Genomic DNA, 23,824 nt, shown 5'->3' on the forward strand with positions numbered 1-23,824 from the left:
TGATCTCCGTGCTCTGCCCGCTTTGCCGGCAAATGTCTCCTGTCAGGCGAATGGTCAGCGGCTAATGAACGGAGAGGAGCACTGCAGGCGCGAGCCTTGCCCGGACTGGAACGTGTTGTCGGAAACACGATAGGAGTTGTAGCGGCCAAAGCACCAGTCGATATGCCGCGTCACAACCGCATCACGAGCGCCAAAAGCCCATTGGTGCTGATAGCCCTTGTGGTTGCTTTTTCCATAGCCCCCGGCAAAGGCGGCAGGGGCGAAGGTCGTGGTTGCCAGGGCTGCGGCGGCAACGGCGGTGAAGATGGTTTTCCTGAACATCTGGATCTTCCTTTGGCTTGGTGAAGGCGAAGTGGTGTTCGCCTGTCCCTCTTACCTAGGAGAGATCATTCGCCGGGGCCTGTGACGCGCGACACTGCCCCGACATCGGCTATCTGATGACGGCCAGCGCGTCCTGAGTTGTGGCCAAAACGGCTCTCGTGTTCCTCACACGAAGTCCGCGACGTCCTCTAGGCCTTCCCGGTTTCGGATGATCAGCCAGCCTTCCTTGAGGTCGATCAGGTCTGCTTTCTGGAACTTGCGCAGGCACCGGTTCACTGTCTCTCGCGTATTGCCGATCATCTCTGCGATTTCCGACTGGGAGAGCGACAGTTTGGTCAGTGGCTTCTCTTCAGTGCCGGGAGCGGTCACGGTGATGCGGAGCAGCAGGCGGGCGAGACGTTCCGGCAGACCGAGAAAACCGATTTCCATCATCCGTTCGTCCGACCGGCGAACGCGCTGGCAAAGAAGCTCGATCAGCCGGATGGAAAGAGCCGGATCGCGATTGAGCACTTCAAGCAGAGACCTCCGTTCGACCACGACCAACTTGCAGTTGGTCAAGGCGCGCACGTTTGCTGACCTCTCGCCGCCATCGAGCAGGGCAATTTCGCCGAAGATGTCGCCGGGATGCAGTTCCGACAAGGTAACATCGCGGGCGCTGGGCGTCGGCATGCTGACGCGTACCGAGCCTTCCGCAATTGCCATCATGCTTTGCCCCGGCGTTCCCATGTCGAAAATGATATCGCCTGCGGTGTAGCGTTTGACATGTGCGAAAGCGGCCAGATCCTTGCGGCTCTCGTCATCCAGCGCTTCGAAAATAAAGCTCTGTCCCAGGAGCTTTTCCTTATTCAAACTCTCTTCGGTAGCCATATTCTCTCTTTCTCGTGTGATGCGAGCACCAGTACAACGGTGGTTACAACGGTTGTTGTGTCATACCATGGTGGTATCTCACGGCGATGCCTTACCTAAAATTGACAAGCCTATCGGGATTGCAATGTCAACAAGACGATTGAAATTGGCCGGAACCCTGATCGGGTTGATGCTCGCAGCTTCCTCCACGGCCATGGCGCAAAATGTGAACGGCTGCGAACGCACACAGATCCAGGATCCGCCCAGGACTGTGTTTCAGTGCGCGAACGGTCTCGTGATCGAAGCAGAAGCAGCCAGTGCTTTCAACATCGACACCGCCGCAGGCGCCACGCGCCCGGAAGATGTCGATCTCGAAACCGATGCGATGCTGATCGAGGTCGAGCCGGGCAGTGGCCCGTTCCAGGTGCGAACCCCTCACGCCATTGCCGCCGTTCGTGGCACGATCTACGCAGTGGATGTCGGGCCGGAGCGCACGTCAGTCTTCGTTTTGCGCGGTCACGTGTCGGTATCCCGGCCGGATGGCAGCGATACGGTGCTGCTCGCAGCCGGTGAAGGAGCGGACGTCGCCCCGGGCCTTCCCTTCGCACCGGCCACATGGTCAGCGGAAAGGGCCGCAGGGCTTATGTCCCGTTTCGGTCAATGAAACTGAAGCTCTACGTCTGTCTCGTGGTCCTGGCGATGATCGTCGGGGCCGTCTGGGCAGGCTCCCTGGCGTTGGGCCATGTTGCCGGACGGGCAAGCGTGCTTGACCGGCTGGAGACGGTGCTTCTCGATCTTCGTATCCACATCAAGGGACCGCGCGAAGCGCCGCAGGATGTGGTGATCGTGGCCATCGACGATCAGACGGTGGCCGCAGCCGGTCACTATCCGGTCGACAGGGTGTTTCTGACCGAGCTGGTTGACCGGATCCGGGACGCAGGCGCCAAGGCCCTGGCCATCGATATTCTGCTGATGGGAAAATCGAACGAGGCAGCAGACACCGGCCTTGCGACGGCGCTTGCTTCTCTGCCTACGGTGATTGCGGCCGGTGGCCAGTTCCCGCTTGAAAGGGCTGCGGCGGTACTGGTGCCGGCTCCCGAAACCGAGTTGCGCCCGTTTGAAGCCTTCGCGGAAGCAGCCAGCGTCGGCCTCGTCAATGTCTCGACCGATGCCGGCGGCACACCGCGCCATATCCCTCTCATTTTCAAGACCGACCAGGGACTGGCTCCCTCGTTTGGCATGCTGGCTGTTGCCGGGTTCCTGGGTGCACCCCCATCGGTGACCGCGGAAGGTATCCGGATTTCCGGGCGAGTGCAGTCGCTGGATCTGCAGTGGCAGCAACCGCTGAACTATTATGGCAAGGGCGGCACCATCAGAACCGTCAGCGCGCAATCGCTTCTTCAGGATGCCGCAGCCGCCAAGGCAGCTCTTGGTGGTCGTCTGGTGCTTCTTGGTGTCACCGCTTCGGCTGTCGGCGACCGGTTTTCGTCTCCGTTCGACCCTATCCTGCCTGGGGTGGAAGTCCTGTCGACGGGGATTGCCAACCTGCTGGACGGATCGGTTCTGCTACGCGACAGCCGGGTCCGCAGTTTCGATGCACTCGCTGCCGTCTCCATTACGCTACTGGGCATGGCCGTTGTCGTGTTCCTGCCGCTGGCCAGCGCAACCATCGTTTATCTGCTGCTATTGCTGGGCTGGCTGACCGTCGTCGTCATCTGTTTCAACCAGGGCATCTGGCTCAACGCGGCATTGCCGATTGCGGCAAGTGTGCCGCCGGTTGTCGCGCTTGCTGTGCTGAGGGAAGGTTTCGAGTGGTTCAGGGTACGCCGACTGGTGGCGGCCCGTGAGGCTCTCAGCCGGTTTCAGGCGCCGGATCTTGCCCGGCGCATTGCCGATGACCCCGGCTTTCTGCTGGTCCCGCGGGAGCAGCCGGTTGCGATCCTGTTCATTGATCTGGCCGGATACACCGCCCTTTCGGAAAAACTGGGTCCTGCGCGAACCCGGGATGTTCTGAAGGCCTTTCATACGCTGGTCGTCAATGAGGCCGCGCGCAACAAGGGGCTGGTACTGGATTTCATGGGAGACGGGGCGATGATCGGATTCGGCATTCCGGACGCCGGACCAAAGGATGCCGCTGACGCCTGTCGCTGTGCCTTTGATCTCGTCGTTGCCGTGCGTGGCTGGATCCTTGCCTCCGGGCTCGACGCCGAAATTCGCGACGTACGCCTTGGCGGCCATTTCGGTCCGGTGGTGCTGTCGCGTCTGGGGCATGAGAACCAGCAGCAGATCGCGGCAACCGGCGACTGCGTGAATGTGGCCAGCAGGCTGATGGAAGTCGGCAAGTCACGTGGCGCTTCGATCGTCCTTTCCACCGCCCTGACGAAAGCCGCCGAGGTTGGTGGTGAGATGTTGGGAATGCCGCCACGTAGGGAAGCCGTCGCAATCAGGGGGCGCGTGCAGGAGCTCGAAGTTGCGCTCTGGACAGCGGACGAAGCCATGCCGGAGCGGCGCGCACTTTCTGCGACAAATTGAATGTGTGCTAGGCGATCCCGGGTTGGCCGAAAAGCGGACGGGCGGAAGCTTTCTGCCTCCGCCCGTTTGCTCCACCGGCCATCTGCTTGAGGGTTGCTCCTGCCAGTGGTGTGTCCGTTTCTGCGGACAAGATGTAAGTAGCCCGACTGAGCCCCGGAGACATGTGACGGCCCTCACAGGCAAACGGTCTTCAGCCAAAGATCGCCACTTGCGATACTTCGCATGTGGCTCCGGCCTTTCGAGGTTCGTTTGCAGGAAAAATCGTCCCAAGCAATCTCTTCAATTTTGTAAGGCTATGGCCTACCGTGTGCTCCACCGCGCAGGAACCTTTGAGTCGCCTGCGGCCGGATCTTTCCAACCGCATTTGAGACGAGACCCTTCATGGCACAGCTGCCGAATTCCCTTGAAGCCCGCGACACGGCATTCCAGCTCCATTCCTACGCCGACGCCCGCCGTCAGGAAGAGACAGGCGCATTGGTGATCGAGAAGGGCGAGGGCATCTATGTGGAGGATATCAACGGCAAGCGTTACATCGAAGGTATGGCCGGTCTCTGGAGCGTTGCCGTCGGCTTCGGTGAAAAGCGCCTGGTCGATGCGGCCGCCCGGCAGATGGAGAAGCTGCCCTACTACCACACCTTCACCTACAAGAGCCATGGACCGTCGATCGAGCTGGCGGAAAAGCTGGTCGAGATGGCTCCCGTGCCGATGTCGAAGGCCTATTTCACCAACTCCGGGTCTGAGGCCAACGACACCGCAATCAAGCTGATCTGGTACCGGTCGAATGCGCTTGGCCAGCCGGAGCGCAAGAAGATCATTTCGCGCGTGCGCGGCTACCACGGTGTCACCATCGCCTCGGCCAGTCTCACGGGCCTGCCCAACAACCACCGCTCGTTCGACCTGCCGCTGCCGCAGATCCTGCACACCACCTGCCCGCACTACCGGACCATGAAAAAGGACGGTGAAAGCGAGGCGGATTTCGCAAAGCGCTGTGCGCAGGATCTGGAAGACCTGATCCTGGCCGAAGGCCCGGAAACGATCGCGGCCTTCTTTGCCGAGCCGGTGATGGGGGCCGGTGGCGTGGTCGTGCCGCCGGACGGATACTGGGAAGCAGTTCAGCCGGTTCTGAAGAAATATGACATTCTCTTCGTCGCCGATGAGGTGATCTGTGGATTTGGCCGGACCGGCAACATGTTCGGCACGGAAACCTACAATCTGCAGCCGGACATGATGACCCTCTCCAAGGCCTTGTCGTCGTCCTACCAGCCGATTTCCGCGCTGCTGATCAACGACACGGTCTATCAGCCGATCGCGGACGAAAGCCACAAGATCGGCGTGCTTGGTCATGGTTACACCGGCAGCGGGCACCCGGTTGCAGCAGCTGTTGCGCTTGAAAATCTGAAGATCATCGAGGAGCGCGATCTGGTTGGCCATGTCAGAGCCATTGCGCCGACTTTCCAGAAACGCCTTGCCGGTCTTGCGGAAAATCCGCTGGTAATCGAAACGCGCGGCATCGGGCTGATTGGTGCCGCGGAACTGTCGCATGAGGCGCTTGCGGCAACGCCCGGCGCGCTCGGCGCGAAAACCAATGCAATGTTCCACGACAAGGGCCTGATTTCGCGCAACATGCTGGACGCCATGGCCTTCTGTCCGCCGCTGATCATTACCGAAGCCCAGGTGAACGAGTTGTTCGACATCGCAGAAGCCGGTCTCAAGGCAGTTCAGGAAAGCCTGTGAGCGATCACTACTCCATCCTTGGAACAATCTCGGGCACTTCGGCCGACGGTATCGATCTGGCGTGGATCGAAACCGACGGCCGGACGGTTGCCCGGTTCGGCCCTGCGGAAACGGCAAGCTACCGGCCAGAGACAAAGCGCCGGGTGCTGGAAGCTGCTGCGCGCAAGGGAACCGGACGCGACGACTGGCCGGAAATCGCCGCTGCGGTAACGCGCGACCATGCCGAGGCGATCCTGGGGTTTCTGGCAACGCACGGTCTCGCGCCGGATGCCGTGGTTTTTCACGGCCAAACGGTCTGGCACGATCCGGCCAAGGGCGAAACAGTCCAACTCGGTGATCCGCAGTCTCTTGCAACGGATCTCAATGTTCCGGTGATCGGCGACGTTCGCCTTGCGGATATGGTGGCAGGCGGGCAGGGAGCTCCTTTGGTCCCTGTCTATCATCAGGCGCTCGCCAAGACACTGGTTGGCGAAGACAAGGAGCCCTTGTGTTTCCTCAATATCGGTGGGGTTTCCAATCTTACCTATATTGAAGGCGACAAGCTGCTGGCGTTCGATATCGGACCGGGCAATGCTTTCCTGGACGATTGGGTCCGCAAGCACGGTGCCGGCGACTATGACGCGGGCGGGGCGATCGCGGCAAAGGGCACGGTCGATGAAGGTCGTCTTCAGGCAGCGCTCACCCATCCGTTCCTGGCCGAGCCGGGTCCGAAGTCCCTCGACCGCTACAGTTTCTCCGGCGAATTTGCTGAAGGTCTTGGCCTGGAGGATGGCGCTGCTACCTTGCTCGCTTTCACGGCAGCCGCCATTGCCAGCGCGGAAAAGCTTTTGCCGCGGGTTCCTCGGCTTTGGCTGGTCTGTGGCGGCGGACGGCACAATCCGGTTCTGATGAAAGCCTTGGCGAAGCTTCTTGCGGGAGATGTCGTGTCGGCTGACGACTACCGGATCGACGGCGATGCCCTGGAAGCCCAGGCAATGGCTTTCCTGGGCGCGCGTTTGAATGCCGGTCTGCCAACCACCTTTCCCGGCACGACCGGTGTCAGCAAGCCGGTTGTCGGCGGCAAACTGTTTACGCCCGGCACCTGAGCGTGCGTAGCGAGGTGCTTCTCCCGGTAATCGCAAAAACGCTTCTCTTCCGGAAGACAGTGTTTCGGAAGGTCAAGCGACCCGAAAGCTGCAATTGCTTGCGCGAACCCCAGCTTGCCGCTAACCAGACATCATGAACGGATCTGAAATCTACCACCGGCTGATCGGCCTCATTGAAGAGCGGGTCTTGAAACCCGGAGACCGATTGCGCGAGGCAGACCTGGCGGAAGAATTCGGCGTCTCCAGAACGCCGATCCGCGAAGGCCTGAAACGGCTTGAGGCACAGGGTCTCGCCGTGCACGAGCCCAACCGTGGCATGGTGGTGCCGACACTTGATCATGGCCAGATCAACGAAGTCTACTTCATGCGGGAAGTTCTGGAAGGAACGGCCGCCGGACTTGCCGCCAAGCATGCGTCAAAGCCGGAAGTGGAGATCCTGCAGGATCTGGTCAGCGCCGATCGCAAGCGCATTGCGGACAAGGACAGCCTGGTGCGCTCAAACCGGGAGTTTCACCGCCGCCTGTGCCTGGCCTCGCACAATCGCTATCTGGTCGACCAGATCGACCACCTGCGCCTGTCGCTCATCCTGATGGCTGGCACGACGCTGGATACGCCGGAACGGCGGGAAACGGCGGTCGAGGAACATGCCGCAATCGTTGACGCGATTTCACGGGGCGACTGTGCCGCAGCAGAAGCTGCTGCCCGGCTTCACATTGCGCACGCACACAAAACTAGGCTGCAGCAGATCTGATCAGCCGGTCAGCAGACCGTTTGCCGAGCGCGTTAACAACATCAGTGCCGCGACAACCAGAACGGTGAATGTGAGAGCCATGCCTGCAATCCGGAACCTGAGCGGTTCCGGTTCCTGGCTGACGCTGTAGGCGTGCAGGGCCCTGCCGGTGAAAAGACCCACCCCAAGAGCCCAGAGCAGCCAGGGCGTGGCACCCGTCAGCTCCAGAAGCAGCATGAGTATCAGCCCCAGCGGGGTATATTCTGCAAAGTTGCCGTGGGCGCGCATGCGTCTTTGCAAACCGCCATGGCCGCCATCGCCGAGGCCGATGCGTTCGCTCTTGCGCACGCCGATCACCCGAACACTCAGGAAAATGTAAAGCAGCGTCAGCAGGCCCGCGAAAAGCGGGGTGATGTAAAGCGCCATGTCGGCCCCTTGAAAGAGAGAGCCGGCGGCGCAGGTTCTGGCCGCCGGGGATGATCAGCTTACGACGGGCGGGCAAAGGAGGATCAGCATTCCACGATATTGACGGCCAGCCCGCCCTTCGAGGTTTCCTTGTACTGCTCCATCATGTCCATGCCGGTCTGGCGCATGGTCTCGATGCAGCCGTCCAGCGGCACGAAATGCGAACCGTCGCCACGAAGCGCCAGAGAGGCAGCAGTAACAGCCTTGACCGCACCAAGGGCATTACGCTCGATGCAAGGGACCTGCACCAGGCCTGCAATCGGGTCGCAGGTCATGCCGAGATGGTGTTCCAGGGCGATTTCCGCCGCATTCTCGATCTGCTCGTTGGTGCCGCCAAGCGCTGCGCACAAACCGGCAGCCGCCATGGCAGAGGCCGAGCCGACTTCGCCCTGACAGCCAACTTCGGCACCTGAGATCGAGGCATTTGCCTTGATGATGCCGCCAACAGCTGCCGCCGTCAGCAGGAAGGTCCTGATGCCGGCCTGGTCCGCGCCGGGGCAGTGATCGAGGTAATAGCGGGTCACGGCCGGAATGACCCCGGCAGCACCATTGGTCGGGGCCGTCACGACACGGCCTCCGGCAGCGTTTTCCTCGTTGACGGCCATGGCGTAAACGCCGAGCCAGTCGACCACGTTGTGCTCGAAAGGCGGGTTCGTGCGGCCTTCACGAATGAGCTTTTGGTAGATATCTGCGGCGCGGCGTTTCACTTTCAGGCCGCCGGGCAGAATGCCGGTCTGGGAAATGCCGCGGTTGATACAGGAATCCATTGCCGACCAAAGGCGGTCGATGCCTTCTTCCACTTCAGCCTGAGGTTTGTCGCTGCATTCGTTGCGAAGCTTCATCTCGGCAATGGAAAGCTCGGCTTCCCGGCCCATCTCCAGCATCTGTTTGGCGTTTGCAAAGGGAAATGGCACATCCTGCTTGGCAAGCTCGTTGACCGGTTCGTTGCTGGTCTTGCGCAATTCGGATTCGCTGACCACGAAACCGCCGCCGATGGAATAATAGACAAAGGTGTCGATGACGGCGCCGGCAGCATCCAGCAGATGGAAGGTCATGCCATTGGCGTGGAGCGCCAGCGGAGGGCCATAGTCGAAGATGACATCCCGGGACGGTTCGAAATGCAGCTCCGGCAGGCCGTCTATTTTCAGCTTCCTGGTCTGCTCCAGCTCTTCCAGCATCGGGTCGACCTTGTCCGGATCGATGGAATCGGGCCTGGCTCCCAGCAGGCCGAGACACACGGCCTTGTCCGTGGCGTGGCCCTTGCCGGTGAAGGCAAGTGAGCCATGCAGGGTGACGGTCAGCCGAGTCGCGCGGTTTTCCGCGCCGGACAGGCCCCGCACCCGGTCAAGGTAACGGTGAACGGCTACCATCGGGCCAACCGTGTGAGAACTGGACGGCCCGATGCCGATTTTGAAAATGTCGAAGACGCTGATGAACATCTCTTGAACCGCATATGTCAGATGCACCGGCCCTGCCGGCGCTTTGAGGTCACGCTAACAGATAGCGCCCGGATGTCCTCCATTCAAACGGGCATTTTTGTGTTATTTGCGACATGCGGCTGAAACAGACGTTTTCCCGTGCGGGTTGGAACCGGATGAAACGGTTCGCGGAAACAGTTGTTTGCGAAATGCCCCTTTGATAGCGTGCCGCTTCCTTTCAAATGCAACTATCCGACACAAGAGCTACTCATGACCTCGCAGCACCCGGCCGACACGGCAGATGTTCTGGCTTCCAAAAAACAGGCGTTTCAAATCCCCGACGGGGTCATCTATCTGGATGGCAATTCGCTTGGTGTGCTGCCGAAACACGTGCCTGCCCGCATTGCGCAGGTAATCAACGAGGAATGGGGCAACAGCCTGATCCGGGCCTGGAACACCCACAGCTGGATCGACCTTCCCGCCCGCACAGGTGACCGCATCGGCAAGTTGATCGGCGCACCGGCCGGGACGGTCGTCGCCTGCGACAGCACCTCTGTCAATGTGTTCAAGGTCCTTTCCGCAGCCCTGGCGTTGCGGCCGGAGCGCAAGGTCATCCTTTCCGACAATGGCAACTTCCCGACCGATCTATATGTCGCCTCCGGCCTGAAGCAATTGCTCGACAAAGGCCACGTACTGAAGGTTGTCGATCCGGAAGCGGTGAAGGACGCCATTGGTAAAGACGTGGCGGTGGTGATGCTTACGCAGGTCGACTACCGCACCGGCCGGGTTCATGACATGGCGGATATCACCCGCGCGGCCCATGACGCAGGTGCCCTGGCGATGTGGGACCTCGCCCACTCTGCCGGCGCGATCCCGGTCGATCTTCACGGGGCTGGAGCGGATTTTGCCGTTGGTTGCGGATACAAGTATCTGAATGGAGGCCCGGGTGCTCCGGCATTTCTGTATGTCGCCCCCGAGCACCAGGACAAGGTCACCTCGCCTCTGACCGGCTGGATGGGGCATGAGGCCCCCTTCGCGTTCGATCTCGACTACAGGCCGGTTTCCGGCATCAGCCGGATGACGGTCGGCACGCCCGCCATTCTTGCGCTTTCGAGCCTTCATGCGGCCCTTGACGTCTTCGAGGACGTCGACATGGCGGACATCCGCCGCAAGTCCGTTTCACTCAGCGAGTTGTTCATCGCTGAAGTCGAGGCCAAGTGCCCGCAACTGGAACTGGCCAGCCCGCGGGATCCGAATGCCCGCGGCAGCCAGGTCTCGTTCCGCTTCAAGGAAGGTTACGCCGTCATGCAGGCGCTGATCGACCGCGGCGTGATCGGTGATTTCCGGGCACCTGACGTGATGCGCTTCGGCTTCACGCCGCTGTACCTGTCGCATCAGGACATTGTCGACGCGGTTGAGATCCTGAAGGATATTCTGGATACGGAAAGCTGGAACCGGCCGGAGTTCAAGACCCGCGCAAAGGTCACATAGCCGCGACGCGAACCTGGGCCTGCAGCATGTCGATAAACTGCTGTTCGGGCACCGGTTTGGAATAGAGGAAGCCCTGGAAACGGTTGCAACCGTTTTCAGACAGCCAGGCCCGCTGTTCAACGGTTTCCACCCCTTCGGCGACAACGCTGGCATCAAGCGCTGATGCCAGCGACAGGATCAGCTTCACGATGGCGCCGCCGGTGGCAATGTCGTTCATGAACATCCGGTCGATCTTGATACCGTCGATTGGATAGTTGTGCAGATAGGCCAGGTTGGAATAGCCGGTGCCGAAATCGTCGATAACGATCCGGTAGCCGGCGGCTTTCAGCTTCGTCAGGGATTCGTAGGCATGCGGAATATCGCCAAGCAGAACGCTTTCGGTGATTTCCAGCGAGATGTCGTTCGCATTGCAGCCGGTTTCCTTCGGCAGGCTCTGCATGCGTGCAACAAACGTGGGGTCCGAAAGCTGCTTGGGTGAGACATTCATCGACAGCGGTACGGAAACGTTCAGCAGCTTGAGCCCGGACTGCATGTAGGCAACATTCCGGCTGACCCAGGTGCCGATCTCGTTGATGAGGCCCGTTTCCTCGGCAACCGGCACGAAGTCGTCGGGACTGACCAGGCCTTTTTCGGGGTGCTGCCAACGCAACAGGGCCTCCGCGCCGACAACACGTTGGGTACGGGTGCAGGCAATCGGCTGGTAATACAGCAGGAATTCATTCTCGCGGATTGCCCGTTCGAGATCCTTCTTCAGGGACATGTGCTTGTCCCGGAGTTTGCGCATGAATTCCTTGTAGCGGACGCATTTGTTCTTCCGCTCCGACTTGGCCTGGTAAAGCGCAAGGTCCGCATGACGCATGAGCTGGTCGATGTCCGTACCGTCGGCCGGATAATGGGCATAGCCGATGCTCAGCCCGACATGACGAGGCTTGCCCTCAATCAGATGCGGACTGGTAAAGGCCTGCAGCAGCGCCTGTCCGAACCAGTCCGGTCGCGGGCTTTCGGGCGAGGACAGGTGGCAGATCAGAAATTCGTCGCCGCCAAGACGGGCGACAATGTCGTTGTTTCCGGCCAGATCCTTCAGTTTGGATGCAACAAGCTGCAGAAGATGGTCGCCTGCAGCATGGCCAAGCGTGTCGTTGACCATCTTGAAGTCGTCCAGATCCACGAGATAAAGCGTTGCGATCAGGTTGTTGTCCTTCGCAGTCTGCCTCACATGCGACAGGCGTTCCTTCAGATAGGTCCGGTTCGACAGTCCTGTCAGCGCATCATGGCTCGCAAGATACTGGGCGCGTTCCTTGGTCTGGTGAAGCTCCGTGACATCGATCTCGCTCAGCAGAAAGGCAGGCTTTCCTGTTACGGCGTCATGGCAGCGGCGGATGGTGATTTCGTGCCAGCGTAGGCCGTCGCTCGTCCGGACCTCCGCCACGAACTTGGTCGTGGCTTTTTCCGTGAGGACGCCCATCACGTTCTTGGCGAGCACCTGATCGATGAAATGATCCCACAAGGTGCACGCGAGATCGGTGCAAGCTGCCCTCGCGGCCGTGTTGCGGTAAAGAGGTTGTCCGTCTTCGGAAAACAGCGAGATCATCACCGTGGTGTGCATCAGCGCTTCGGCGCTTCGGAGCGTTTCCGGCTGTTGCTCGTGATGCGGACGGCCTTCGCACAGCAGCGCCATACGACCGTCATTCAGCCGGATGCCGCTCATGACAACCTGCAGGACCTGAGCCTTGCCATTCGGATAGAGTGTCCAGATCTCCGAAAAGCTCACGTCGTGCTTGGTGAAATCCTGCTGGTACTGCCGCAGGCGCTGTTCCACCGAATGGGACATGTCCGAGCCCATGTCGCGTGCCCGCAGCTCTTCCAGCGATTCGGCATCGGTAATCTCAAGCGCCTTGCGATTGGCCCACACAATGCATTTCTCGTCGAAATCGAAAATCCAGATACCGGTGTCGAGACGATCGTAAATCGAAAAGATCAGGTCCTGATCCACCCTGCCGTCATCGAGTGTAAAAGGCAGGGACGCTTTCCTTTTTTCGGTTGCCCGCTGCGTCTGGGAAAGATCGGACATGTGTGACAGGGTCGTTCTCCGGGATGAACGCATTCGAAATCAAAAATCATGACGGACGAAGCCGCCAGTTCGTGTCTGGCAACGCAAATTTGCAACTTTGCAGAAGTGTAAGGAACGTGAATATATCATTCAATTTAAAATCGGGAAAACCGCTGACAAACTTAACGAGATCTGGTGATACTTTCAGTTTCTGAATTTAGAATAGTGCCGATAGATAAAACTTGCATCAAACGCCAACAGATTGTTGTGCGACACCTTGGATGCCGGATTTGAGCTTTCCCCGATTGCAAAAGGCCGTATCGCGCTGGTTTTGCGCCAGCTGACTGCCTGTCGCCGGCGTGTCTGCTCAGCTTTACAACACTTGCCAGCCATGGTTGTTTCAAACTGTCTGAAACGCGGCAATTGCCCTTCAGCAGGATATTTCAAGATGACGGATCTGTTCGACATCACGCCGCCCGTGCGGCCGGGTATAGCGGTCTATCCCGGCGACGCGCCTTATCGCAGCTCCTGGACGGCGGCTATCTCAGAAGACTGCCCGGTGAATGTCGGCGAGTTTTCCATGTCGAGCCATTGCGGAGCCCATGCCGATGCACCCCTGCACTACGACCCGGACGGTCTGACGGTCGATCAGCTTGATCTGCATGATTTCGTCGGACCGGCCCGGCTGATCGATGCACGCGGTACCGGTCCGCTTTGCCAGCCCGAAGAGCTGGAAGCGTTCCTTGAAGGCTGCCCGCCTCGAGTGCTTGTGCGGCTTGCCGAAGAACGAGACGTTACGGTCTGGCCGGCAGGCTACAGGGCTCTGGCACCGGAAACGATGAGCCTGCTGGCGGACGCCGGTGTCAAATTGATCGGCGTGGATGTGCCCTCCGTCGACCCGGATCCTTCCGAAACCCTGCCCAGTCACGGGATCGCCCGTTCCCGTGACATGCTGATTCTGGAAAATCTTGCTCTTTCTGCGGTGGAACCCGGTGATTATGAGTTGATTGCGCTGCCAATGAAGTTAGAAGGGCTGGACGCCGCGCCGGTTCGGGCCATTTTGCGCCCGCTCCGCTAATTCCGGGAAACGGGAAAGCGCGGCCGGAATAAGAAAAAGACTGACCGTTGGGAGCGGCAAGGAGCGTGAATGCTGGAGCTTGATCAGCTCGTTATGGATTTCAGCGGATTCCGGGCGGTGAATGGCTGCTCGTTCCGCGTCGAGGAAGGCAGTATCACCGGATTGATCGGCCCGAACGGGGCTGGCAAGACGACGCTTTTCAACCTGATCGCAGGGGCACTGCAACCGACAAGCGGACGCATCCGGTTTCTGGGCGAGGACGTCACCAGCCTGGCCAGCCATGAGCTGTTTCACAAGGGACTGGTGCGGACATTCCAGATCCCGCATGAATTTCACAAGCTGACGGCGCTGGAAAACCTGATGATGGTGCCGCCGTCTCAGCCGGGCGAAAGCCTGTTTTCCAATTGGCTCGCCTGGGGGCGGGTGAAGGCTGCCGAGGCCGAGGTCGAGAAAAAGGCCTATGAGACCCTGGCATTCCTGGAGCTGACCCACGTGGCGCACGAGCCGGCCGGCAACCTTTCCGGTGGCCAGAAGAAGCTTCTGGAACTGGGCCGCACCATGATGACCGATGCCAGACTTGTGCTGCTCGACGAACCGGCGGCAGGCGTCAATCGCACCCTGCTGCGCAAGCTCGAGACCAAGATCGAGATCCTGAACAAGGAGCGCGGCTACACGTTCATCCTGATCGAGCATGACATGGAAATGATCGAGAAACTCTGCGATCCCGTTGTGTGCATGGCCGAGGGCAGGGTGTTGATCCAGGGCGATTTCCAGACCGTGCGGTCCAATCCTCAGGTGCTGGAAGCCTATTTGGGCGAAACCACGGGAGATGCCGCATGACAGCGCTTCTTTCCATGGACGGCATCACCGGAGGCTATGGTGACGCCGACATCCTTCAGGACGTCTCCATGCATGTGGATGCGGACGAGATCGTCGTCATCGTCGGCCCGAATGGTGCCGGCAAGTCCACAGCCATGAAATCCGTTTTCGGTCTCCTGACCATCCGCGGCGGTCGCATGCTGTTCGACGGCGACGACATCACCAGTTGGGCTCCCAACCGCATCGTCCAGCGCGGCATCTGCTATGTCCCGCAGGTCGACAACATTTTCCGCGAGATGTCGATCCACGAGAACCTGGAGATGGGCGGCTTCCTGAAGAAGGGTGACCTCAGCGCTGCCTATGACCGGGTCTACACCCTGTTTCCGGACCTGAAGGAACGTCGCAAGACGCTTGCAGGGTCCCTGTCGGGCGGGCAGCGGCAGATGGTGGCGATGGGCCGGGCGCTGATGCTCGATCCGAAGCTTCTGCTTCTCGACGAACCGACCGCCGGGCTTTCGCCCAAATACATGGAACAGATCTTCCAGATCTGCCGGGACGTGCGCGACACCGGTGTCGCCATTCTCCTGGTGGAGCAGCACGCCAAGCAGGCGCTTGCCTTTGCCGACCGGGGCTATGTCCTGGCCGCCGGCAAGAACCGCCACGAAGGCAGCGGTGCCGACCTCTTGGCCGACCGTGAAGTCGCTGAAATGTTCCTGGGGGGCTGAGCGGTATGGATTTTCTCGAGCTCATCAATTTCTACGTCATTCCGGGCATCGTGCTCGGCTCGATCTATGCACTTGGCGCCGTTGGCATCACGCTGATCTTCGCCATCCTGCGCTACGCGCATCTGGCGCATGGTGATCTGGCGACGCTTGGTGCCTTCATTGCGCTGGCGGTTGTCACCGGTCTTGGCGTCTCGCCACTGCTGGCCCTGCCGATCGCCATCATCGCGACCGCCGCCGTTGCCGTCGGCATCGACAAGGTGTTCTATGAACATCTGCGCGAGCGGCCGAAAATCGTCACCGTGATGGCCTCGCTCGGCATAGCGCTTATGATCCGCGCCGTGGTGCAGGTGGTCTGGGGTGTCGATACGGAAACCTATTCCCGCGGCATCGTCCGTCCGGAAAATTATTTCGGCCTGCGCATCCGTGACCGCGAAATCCTGACGGTCATCGCCATGCTCGCGCTTGTCGGCGGACTGCAGCTGTTCCTGACCCGCTCCAAGTGGGGCAAGGCCATGCGCGCCATGTCGGACAACCCCAATCTGGCTTTGCTCTCTGGCATCGACAACAAGAAGGTCGTGATGCTGACCTGGGTGATCGCAGGTGGTCTGTGTGCCGCCTCCGGTGTCTTCCTCGGCCTCAACACGGAACTGAAGTCGCTGATGGGCTGGCAGATGCTGCTGCCGATGTTCGCTGCCGCCATCCTGGGCGGGGTCGGCCGGATCGAGGGGGCCGTGCTTGGCGGGTTGATCGTCGGCATTGCCGAGGAGTTGTCGGTTCTGGTGATCCCGAGCGAATACAAGGCCGCAATGGCCTTCGCCATCCTGTTGTTCATGCTGCTTGTGCGCCCGACCGGGCTGCTCAAGGGCAAAGTGCTATAAGGGGAGGGAGAGAAAATGGAATATCTCGGTCTTCTCAACTACGCCCTCTTCATGGCGATCTTCATCGGCATCTACGCGCTGCTGGCGCTGGGGCTCAACATTCAGTGGGGCTTTGCCGGTCTGTTCAACGCCGGCATCGCCGGGTTCTTCGCAGTTGGCGCTTATACCTCCGCGATTCTGACGACAGAACATGCCGACGGCCGTATCGGCGGCTTTGACATGCCGTTCTTCGTCGGCTGGATCGGAGCGATGCTTGCCGCAGCTCTGGTGGCCTGGCCTATCGGCAAGATCTGTCTGCGGTTCCGGTCCGACTATCTGGCGATTGCCTCCATCGGGATTGCGGAAATCATTCGACTTGTGGTCAAGTCCGAACCCGTGCTGACCAATGGTGCCCGCGGCATTTCCGGTATTCCGCGCCCGGCGGCGGAGTTTCCGTCGCTGGCGCAGGAAAGCGCCTACATGGCGTCTCAGGCTGCCTATCTTGCCATTGTCATTGTCGTTCTGATTGCGGCTTACCTGCTGGTCGAGCGTCAGTTCAACGCGCCCTGGGGCCGCATGATGCGCGCCATCCGCGACAATGAAGGCGCCGCCAAGGCCATGGGCAAGGATGTCGAGTTCCGCCGCCTGCAAGCCTTCATTTTCGGCTCGGCCCTGATGGGGCTGGGCGGCGCGCTGTTCGCGCATTTCAATCGCTCGATCACCCCGGAAGCCATCGACCCGATGGTCGCGACCTTCCTGGTCTGGATCATGCTGATCCTTGGAGGCTCCGGCAACAACCGCGGCGCCATTCTGGGAGCTGCGGTGGTCTGGATCATCTGGTCGATGTCGGAAATCGCAACTGACCGCCTGCCGACGGAATATGCCATCCAGGCCAAATATATTCGCCTGTTCCTGATCGGCCTGATGCTGCAGCTGGTGCTGCGCTTCCGGCCGGAAGGCCTGCTGCCGGAACCGCTGAGAGGCGACCGGCGTGCAACAAGATCCGGTGCGGATCACACTTAGATCCGTTCCTCAGGCTAGCTTCCCGGTATCGGGAGGCGGAGCCTCGAAAATCCAAAGTCCCGGCGAAGACCGGAATAATGAGGAGGTACTTTGATGAAAACCAAGATTCTCGCGCTTGCAGCCGGTCTGATGACCGCAACCGCGCTGGCATCCGTGCCGGCAAAGGCCGATGTCAAGATCGGCTTGCTCGGTGGCATCTCCGGCCCGATCGCAGCCATGGCTCCGGCCATGATCGACGCCGCGCAGCTGGCCTTTCAGCAGGTCAACGAGCAGGGCGGCATCGGCGACGGCGAAAAGCTGGTCGGTGTTGTCGGCGACAGCGCCTGCAACCCGCAGAACGGCACTGACGCCGCAACCAAGGCCGTGAACATCGAAGGCGTCATCGGCGTCGTCGGTCCGCATTGCTCGGGCGCGGTTCTGGCTGCAGCCGGTTCCGTTACCATTCCGGCTGGTATCACCATGATCACGCCGTCCGGCACCTCGCCGGAAATCTCCACCCTCGACGACAAGGGCACCGTATTCCGCACCGTGCCGTCCGACGACTATCAGGGCCGTGCACTGGCACGTACTCTGAAGGAGCAGGGCTACGAGAAGGTCGCCGTCGCTTACCTCAACAACGACTACGGCACCGGTCTTGCCAACGCGTTCAAGGCGGAATTCGTCGATGAACTCAGCGGTGAAATCACCCAGTTCGCAGCGCATGAGGAAGGCAAGGCCTCCTACCGTTCCAACCTTGCCGAACTCGCCAAGGGCGGCGCGGACACGCTGGTGATCTTCGACTACGGCGACGGTACCGGCCTCACCATCCTGCGTCAGGCTCTCGAAAACGGCTTCTTCGACAAGTTCGTCGGCGGCGACGGCATGAAGTCCGAGGCAGTCATCAACGAGCTGGGTGCCGAAAACCTGGCCACCTTCGTTTCGTCCTCGCCGGTTGGCGAACAGTCCGAATCCCTCGACATCTTCAACCAAGCCTTCAAGGGCATCGGCGGCGATCCCGATGCGATCTTTGCCACCACGTCCTATGACGCGGCGTTCCTGCTGGCACTGGCGGTCGAAAAGGCCGGCGGCAAGAAGGAAGACGTTGCAGCGGCAATGGCCGAAGTCTCCAACGGCGAAGGTGAAGCGATCCGTCCGGGCGAGTGGAAGAAGGCCAAGGAACTGATCGCAGCCGGCACGGCCATCGACTACAAGGGCGCAGCCGGCGACCACAACTTCGATGAAAAGGGCGACGTCCCGGGCACCTACGCCCTTTGGGAAGTCGGTGCGAATGGCTTCGAAGTCCTGACCGAAATGAAATAAGCGACTTCGCAAGAAACGTTTTTAAGAGACCGGCGACCTGAAAGGGCCGCCGGTTTTTCTGTTTCCATCGCTTCGGTTCCCCGTCATTCCGGACAAGTAAGGCAAAGCCGAACGCAGATCCGGAAACCAGACTTATTTCGCGCGCACGGGGGGCGGCTTCCTTTTCTGTCAAATAAGTGTTCGCTCATGTTCACGCTTACGCACTGGGTTCCGGATCGGCGCGCAGCATTGGCTGCGCTTGTCCGGAAAGACGGAGGGGCAGAGAAAACAAGCTCACATCTCCCTTACCCCCTCCCGAAATTCCCGCTATACACCCCGCCATGCGTGATCTGGATGTTCTTGTGCTTGGTGGCGGTGCCGCGGGGCTGATGTGTGCGATTGAGGCGGCAAAGCGCGGGCGCAAGGTGCTCGTGATCGACCATGCCAGAAACCCGGCGGAGAAAATTCGCATTTCCGGCGGGGGGCGCTGTAACTTCACGAATATTCATTGTTCGCCGGCTAATTTCCTCTCCCGGAACCCGAGGTTCTGCGTCTCCGCGCTGAAGCGCTATACCCAGCAGGACTTCCTGAAACTGGTCGAAAAACACCGCATTTCCTGGCACGAGAAGACACTCGGCCAGCTCTTTTGCGACAACAGCGCCAAGGACATCATCCGGATGCTGCTGGCCGAGCTAGAAGCGGCCGGAGGCACGTTGCAGCTGGAAACGGACATCAAGGCGATTGAAAAACCCGACGACCGGTTTTCCGTGTCAACGTCCAAGGGGCCGTTGCGGGCGGCATCGCTTGTTGTGGCGACAGGCGGGCCTTCGATCCCCAAGATGGGCGCGACCGGCTTCGGCTATGATCTGGCCAAGCGCTTCGGCCACAACGTAATTGCCCCGCGCGCGGCGCTGGTGCCGCTGACCTTTTCCGATACCAACAAGGAACTGTGCGGCCGGCTTGCCGGTGTTTCGGTGGATGCGGTCGTTTCGTTCCAGAAGACGTCGTTTCGCGAAGGCCTGCTCTTCACGCATCGGGGTCTGTCCGGGCCGTCGGTGCTGCAGATTTCGTCCTACTGGCAGGAAGGCAAGCCCATCTCGGTGAACCTGTCTCCCGAGGCCGACGTCTTCGAAGCCCTGCGGCAAGCCCGCCAGGACAACCCGAAACAGGATTTGAAGACCGCACTGGGGGGACTGCTGCCCAACAGGCTGGCTGACGAACTTTCGCAGGCGTTTGCCCTGAAAGGCCGTCTGGCCGACCAGTCGGACAAGGTCCTGCGCCGGGCGGCAGAACAGTTGAACCGCTGGCAGCTGACGCCGGTCGGCACGGAAGGCTACCGCACGGCGGAAGTCACGCTTGGTGGCGTGGACACGAAGGAACTCTCCTCCAAGACCATGGAAAGCACGAAGGTGCCGGGCCTCTATTTCATCGGTGAGGTGGTCGATGTCACCGGCCATCTCGGCGGCTTCAATTTCCAGTGGGCCTGGTCGTCCGGTCATGCCGCCGGGCAGGTGGCCTGAGTTTCGTAATCATCAATTGGTAGAAGACTTTGCGCGGCGCAGCATTTTTTGATGATCGCCCCTCAAAGCTGGTTATAGTGGCTTGAAAGAAGGCTTGGAACCAAGCCGCTCTTTCACCGTTGCCTTGAGTGTCCTCTTCCCGCGGAAAAGGTCTGTGCCGGTGCGAAGTAACGGCAAATGGCTGACGTCCGGGGGGATGAATGAAGCGCGTAACGATCCACGATGTGGCCGAAACAGCGGGTGTCAGCCTGGCAACGGTTGATCGTGTCCTCAACGGGCGGCCGGGTGTCCGGAAGGTCACCATCGAAAAGGTCAAGCAGGCCGTCGAGGCGCTGAACTACAAACCGGATGTCTTTGCCGCCGGCCTTGCCAAGAAACGGGTCTACCGCCTGCACTTCCTCATTCCAAATGGCCCCAACGCCTTCATGGAAGACCTGACCCGCGAGGCGCTGTCTCACGCCGAAACCATGAGCGGTGACCGCATGCATGTGCATGTCGAGCCCATCGACGCCTTCGACGGGCACAGGGTGGCCGGTACACTTGCGATCCTCGACCGCTCGCAGTGCGACGGTGTCGCGGTCGTCGCGCCCGCGTTCCCGGAGGTTCAGGCAGCCATCGACCGGCTGCAGGACAGGGGGGTGCCCGTCGTAACGCTGGTCTCCGATCATCCTTCCTCCAGCCGCCAGCATTTTGTCGGCATCGACAACGTCGCCGCCGGGCGCACCGCCGGACGTTTGCTCGGTCGCTTCCTGCCCAGAACTCCGGCCAAAGTCGCCATTATTGCCGGATCGCTCGGCCTTCGCGACCATGCGGAGCGCTATCAGGGCTGCCGGGCAGTCATCGAGCAGGACTATCCCCATCTGGAATTGCTGAAGGTGCGTGAGGGGAGGGACGACAACGCCCGCAATGCGGACCTGATGCGAAAGCTTCTTGCGGAACATCCCGATCTTGCCGGGCTCTACAATATCGGCGCGGGCAACCGCGGCACGATTGCGGCCCTGAAGGAAAGCGGCCGCAGCCAGGGCATCGTCTTTGTCGGACACGAACTGACGCCCTATACGCGCGAAGCGCTTCAGGACGATGTGCTGGATGCGGTGATTGCGCAGGACCCGGGTCACGAGATCCGCAGCGCCATCCGCGTCCTGAAAGCGCTTTGTGATGGTGTGCCGATCATCGAAGGGCAGGAGCGTATCGGCATCGATGTGTTCCTGAAGGACAATCTGCCCGGGGATCTGGAGCCATCAGACACCGCCGGACGACCTGTCTGATCCCGGAAACTGGGCGTCTTTCCGGCATTCCTGCCAAAAAGTCGCCTCTCACACTCAAATTTTGAATTGACCTTTCAGATCGCGCACCTCATATCTATGGCATGCGTTTGACACAACAGACAAACTATGCCGTGCGCGCGCTGATGTACTGCGCCGTCAACCCGGACAAACCAAGCAAGGTCGCTGATATCGCGGCCAGCTTCGACATGTCCGAAACCCACCTGTTCAAGATCATGAAGGTTCTGGTCGATGCAAATCTGATCAAGACCATTCGTGGCCGGAACGGCGGGGTCATGCTGGCGCGTCCGGCAGAGAGTATTTCGGTTGGCGAAGTTGTCCGCGCCGCCGAGGAAAGCTTCCTTCTTGCCGAATGTTTCGACAGTGGCCGCAAGGATTGCCCGCTCATCATGTCCTGCGGCTTCAATGGCCTGCTGCATGAAGCGCTCGAGGCGTTCATGGAAGTTCTGGACGGCAAGTCGATTGCCGACCTTTCGGAAGACCGCTTCGGCATGCGCGATCTCCTGAAGATCGAAATGACCAAGGCTCCGATCGCGGCCAACGCGTAAGGTTTTGTCGACATAAAAAGTTTCGAAGGCGCCACCATCCGGTCGGCGCCTTTTTCGTTTCGTATGTCTCGAACATGTGACGATTGGTCGGGAAAAGGAAAGGCATGCCACGCGACTTGCGCGGGCGCTCTCAAAGAAAAGGCCGGGCTGGCTTGCCGCTGAGGGAGAGGAGAGGGCGGTTGGCTGGCCTGGCATTTGTCACTCCGGTTGCCCGGAGGTCCTGTCTAATCCGAAACCAGAGGACGCGATTTCCGGTTCCGTTTCGATCAGGCATTGCCTTGATAGGAAAACTTGAGTATGAGTGTCAAGTATAAAGTTGAGTTTGAAACTCATCTTTTGATTCCGATGTCCCACCGCTCCGCTAAGAAACTGATTTTTTGAACAGTTTCAGGAGCAACACAAAGGCCAAGGACCGATTGCGCGCAATGACACCGACCGCCAACAGCCAGAAGCACCGCCTCTCCCTGGGTTCCAGCAGCCGCGCTACGCGCGCCTTTGCGGCAACACCGCCGCGTGAGCATAAATCGGAGCTCGACACGCGCGACCTGTTCAGCGGCCAGCGCCAGATCCAGATCCGCCACAACGACGAAACCTACCGTCTGTCGATCACCAAACAGGGCAAGCTGATCCTGACGAAATGATATTGCCGGGCTGACATCCCTTCCCTTTTGCGGGGAAGGGGTGCGGCAAAGGGAACGCCCTCTCTATAGACTGCGATATGCCCGGGCGCTCTCACCACAGCCTTTCGTTCTCCACCTTCAAGCCGTATCGATCAGAGCTTCTTCGGGTGCCGAATGGCGTTCGACGCGGATGGGTTGGCGCACGCCTGCGGCCTGGTGGAAATGTTCCAGCCGGCGGATGGTGGTGGGTGTCAGCATATGGCCGCGGGACAGAACCAGTTCGTGACCGGTTTCGGTCAAGGCGTCGTCAATCAGCACATCACCCGGCCGCAGAGAACGGATGTAGCATTCGGCAACAAGTTTCTTGCGCTCCTCCGGCACGTCGTCCATCAGCGTTTCCTTGGCCAGCTCCAGCAGCATCGGATCATATTTGCGCTTGTTGATGGTAAGCGCCTCGAAGGCCGCTGCATCCGGTCCGCTTTCCGGGCTTGCGTACCACAGATCCGTCAAGAGTTTGAGGATCCGGGCAATCATCGGGATTTCCTTGCCCGTCGGCCCGTCCTTGGGGAAACCCGAGCCGTCGAAACCGCGGCCGGATAGAAACAGGTATTCGGAGACTTTCTCCAGTTGCGGTATGTTCTTCAAAAGATCCCGGGTCTGGTCCGGTGCCCGATCCAGGATATTCCGCTCCTGCTCGGTCAGGCCGCGTGCGGCCCGGTAGCGAGCCAGGATCTGTTTGGGCAGCAACGCCTCGCCAAGCGGTGACAACATCACCGACATTTCCAGTTCCCAGGTTTTCTTCATGCCCAGGCGTTTGGCCAGCCGCAGGGCCTGTTTGCGAACCGTACTCGTGCGCCGGAACGCTTCCGGGTGGAAGAGCGCCAGCATGTCGATCAACAACTTGACGGATCCGGCAAGTGTCCGCTCCAGCAGCGCGCGGTCCTTGGCGAGCTGAAAATGATGGGAAAGAGCTGTTTCCATGGCGCTGGCCAGATCTGTCGATTGACAGGGCTTTTCCAGATACATGAAGGCATGGGCCTCATTGAGCGTCTTCTTGATCGCATCTGCCGAGGTTTCCCGGGTCAGCATGACCCGCGCGGCTTGAGGCGCAATGGTCTCCGCTGCTCGCAGAAAGGCCGTTCCGCCACGGCCCGGCAGATTGAAACAGGAAAAAATGACGGCTGTGCCATGGTTCTGCTTCAGAAACTGCAATGCAGCTTCCGTTTCGGAAAAGCAGGCAACCCTCATGTGACTGCCGAACAGGCGTTCAAAGCCTGCCTGAACGTCCTTGTCCGGATCGGCAACGACTACCAGGTCCGTGCCTTTTTCCATTCACGGCTCCTTTCACAGGAAGCAGACCCGCCGGGAAAACTTCCGCAGGTACACCCCCTGGATGAT

General features: G+C 60.1%; 22 protein-coding genes. 16 read left to right on the top strand and 6 right to left on the bottom strand.

All coding sequences use genetic code 11. The annotated features are described in order from the left end of the window. Window positions 1–54 precede the first annotated feature (54 nt). Window positions 55–321 (bottom strand): BA14K family protein, encoded by a 267-nt coding sequence (locus Q666_RS66980; protein ID WP_023002244.1) that lies wholly within the window; start codon window positions 319–321, stop codon window positions 55–57. A gap of 165 nt (window positions 322–486) precedes the next feature. Beyond that, window positions 487–1,188 (bottom strand): Crp/Fnr family transcriptional regulator, encoded by a 702-nt coding sequence (locus Q666_RS61065; RefSeq protein WP_023002243.1) that lies wholly within the window; start codon window positions 1,186–1,188, stop codon window positions 487–489. A gap of 124 nt (window positions 1,189–1,312) precedes the next feature. Here Q666_RS61065 and Q666_RS61070 point away from each other — a divergent pair, with 124 nt between their 5' ends. From Q666_RS61070 to Q666_RS61090, 5 genes are all read left to right on the top strand, one after another. Further along, the gene (locus tag Q666_RS61070; protein WP_031269834.1) at window positions 1,313–1,831 is read left to right on the top strand and encodes a FecR family protein; all 519 of its coding nucleotides are present in this window, start codon (window positions 1,313–1,315) and stop codon (window positions 1,829–1,831) included. Further along, a complete protein-coding gene (locus tag Q666_RS61075; protein WP_023002241.1) occupies window positions 1,828–3,699 on the top strand; it encodes an adenylate/guanylate cyclase domain-containing protein in 1,872 nt (623 codons plus the stop codon). Before Q666_RS61070 ends, Q666_RS61075 begins: the two co-directional genes overlap by 4 nt. A 381-nt stretch (window positions 3,700–4,080) precedes the next feature. Beyond that, window positions 4,081–5,433 (top strand): aspartate aminotransferase family protein, encoded by a 1,353-nt coding sequence (locus Q666_RS61080; RefSeq protein ID WP_023002240.1) that lies wholly within the window; start codon window positions 4,081–4,083, stop codon window positions 5,431–5,433. Then, window positions 5,430–6,518, top strand: coding sequence for an anhydro-N-acetylmuramic acid kinase (locus Q666_RS61085; RefSeq protein WP_023002239.1), 1,089 nt, complete (start codon window positions 5,430–5,432; stop codon window positions 6,516–6,518). The genes Q666_RS61080 and Q666_RS61085 overlap by 4 nt, the downstream gene beginning before the upstream one ends. A 133-nt stretch (window positions 6,519–6,651) precedes the next feature. Beyond that, a complete protein-coding gene (locus Q666_RS61090; RefSeq protein ID WP_023002238.1) occupies window positions 6,652–7,269 on the top strand; it encodes a GntR family transcriptional regulator in 618 nt (205 codons plus the stop codon). On the opposite strand, the gene Q666_RS61095 is transcribed toward Q666_RS61090, so the two are convergent. Continuing rightward, window positions 7,270–7,674: an MAPEG family protein gene (locus Q666_RS61095; protein WP_023002237.1), complete on the bottom strand. Its 405-nt coding sequence runs from the start codon at window positions 7,672–7,674 to the stop codon at window positions 7,270–7,272. A gap of 83 nt (window positions 7,675–7,757) precedes the next feature. Further along, on the bottom strand, window positions 7,758–9,152 hold the full coding sequence (locus tag Q666_RS61100) for an L-serine ammonia-lyase (RefSeq protein ID WP_031269831.1): 1,395 nt from the start codon (window positions 9,150–9,152) through the stop codon (window positions 7,758–7,760). Between the two features lie 249 nt (window positions 9,153–9,401). Here Q666_RS61100 and kynU point away from each other — a divergent pair, with 249 nt between their 5' ends. Continuing rightward, on the top strand, window positions 9,402–10,622 hold the full coding sequence (gene kynU / locus Q666_RS61105; protein WP_023002235.1) for a kynureninase: 1,221 nt from the start codon (window positions 9,402–9,404) through the stop codon (window positions 10,620–10,622). On the opposite strand, the gene Q666_RS61110 is transcribed toward kynU, so the two are convergent. Next, on the bottom strand, window positions 10,615–12,693 hold the full coding sequence (locus Q666_RS61110) for a bifunctional diguanylate cyclase/phosphodiesterase (protein ID WP_023002234.1): 2,079 nt from the start codon (window positions 12,691–12,693) through the stop codon (window positions 10,615–10,617). The two genes, kynU and Q666_RS61110, sit on opposite strands and share 8 nt — an antisense overlap. Window positions 12,694–13,120: 427 nt before the next feature. Between Q666_RS61110 and kynB the strand changes: the two genes are divergently transcribed. The 10 genes from kynB (at window position 13,121) to Q666_RS61160 (ending at window position 22,447) form a co-directional block, all read left to right on the top strand. Then, on the top strand, window positions 13,121–13,750 hold the full coding sequence (gene kynB, locus Q666_RS61115) for an arylformamidase (protein ID WP_031269828.1): 630 nt from the start codon (window positions 13,121–13,123) through the stop codon (window positions 13,748–13,750). Between the two features lie 69 nt (window positions 13,751–13,819). Beyond that, window positions 13,820–14,590 carry an ABC transporter ATP-binding protein gene (locus Q666_RS61120; RefSeq protein WP_023002232.1) on the top strand — a complete coding sequence of 257 codons (771 nt, stop codon included), beginning with the start codon at window positions 13,820–13,822 and terminating at the stop codon, window positions 14,588–14,590. After that, window positions 14,587–15,294 (top strand): ABC transporter ATP-binding protein, encoded by a 708-nt coding sequence (locus Q666_RS61125; protein ID WP_023002231.1) that lies wholly within the window; start codon window positions 14,587–14,589, stop codon window positions 15,292–15,294. Before Q666_RS61120 ends, Q666_RS61125 begins: the two co-directional genes overlap by 4 nt. Window positions 15,295–15,299: 5 nt before the next feature. Continuing rightward, on the top strand, window positions 15,300–16,172 hold the full coding sequence (locus Q666_RS61130) for a branched-chain amino acid ABC transporter permease (protein ID WP_023002230.1): 873 nt from the start codon (window positions 15,300–15,302) through the stop codon (window positions 16,170–16,172). 15 nt (window positions 16,173–16,187) lie between these two features. Further along, a complete protein-coding gene (locus tag Q666_RS61135) occupies window positions 16,188–17,174 on the top strand; it encodes a branched-chain amino acid ABC transporter permease (protein ID WP_023002229.1) in 987 nt (328 codons plus the stop codon). A gap of 93 nt (window positions 17,175–17,267) precedes the next feature. After that, window positions 17,268–18,473 carry an ABC transporter substrate-binding protein gene (locus Q666_RS61140; protein ID WP_023002228.1) on the top strand — a complete coding sequence of 402 codons (1,206 nt, stop codon included), beginning with the start codon at window positions 17,268–17,270 and terminating at the stop codon, window positions 18,471–18,473. 320 nt (window positions 18,474–18,793) lie between these two features. Beyond that, window positions 18,794–19,972 (top strand): NAD(P)/FAD-dependent oxidoreductase, encoded by a 1,179-nt coding sequence (locus Q666_RS61145; protein WP_023002227.1) that lies wholly within the window; start codon window positions 18,794–18,796, stop codon window positions 19,970–19,972. A 200-nt stretch (window positions 19,973–20,172) separates the two neighbouring features. Further along, window positions 20,173–21,240: a LacI family DNA-binding transcriptional regulator gene (locus Q666_RS61150; RefSeq protein WP_023002226.1), complete on the top strand. Its 1,068-nt coding sequence runs from the start codon at window positions 20,173–20,175 to the stop codon at window positions 21,238–21,240. Window positions 21,241–21,341: 101 nt separating this feature from the next. Then, a complete protein-coding gene (locus Q666_RS61155) occupies window positions 21,342–21,806 on the top strand; it encodes an Rrf2 family transcriptional regulator (RefSeq protein WP_023002225.1) in 465 nt (154 codons plus the stop codon). A gap of 425 nt (window positions 21,807–22,231) precedes the next feature. Continuing rightward, complete coding sequence (locus tag Q666_RS61160; RefSeq protein ID WP_031269825.1) at window positions 22,232–22,447, top strand: hemin uptake protein HemP; 216 nt, start codon at window positions 22,232–22,234, stop codon at window positions 22,445–22,447. Window positions 22,448–22,564: 117 nt separating this feature from the next. On the opposite strand, the gene Q666_RS61165 is transcribed toward Q666_RS61160, so the two are convergent. After that, window positions 22,565–23,758 carry an HD domain-containing phosphohydrolase gene (locus Q666_RS61165; protein WP_023002223.1) on the bottom strand — a complete coding sequence of 398 codons (1,194 nt, stop codon included), beginning with the start codon at window positions 23,756–23,758 and terminating at the stop codon, window positions 22,565–22,567. Between the last annotated feature and the right edge of the window lie 66 nt (window positions 23,759–23,824).

Source organism: Labrenzia sp. C1B70 (assembly GCF_000475395.1).
Lineage (GTDB): Bacteria > Pseudomonadota > Alphaproteobacteria > Rhizobiales > Stappiaceae > Roseibium > Roseibium algicola.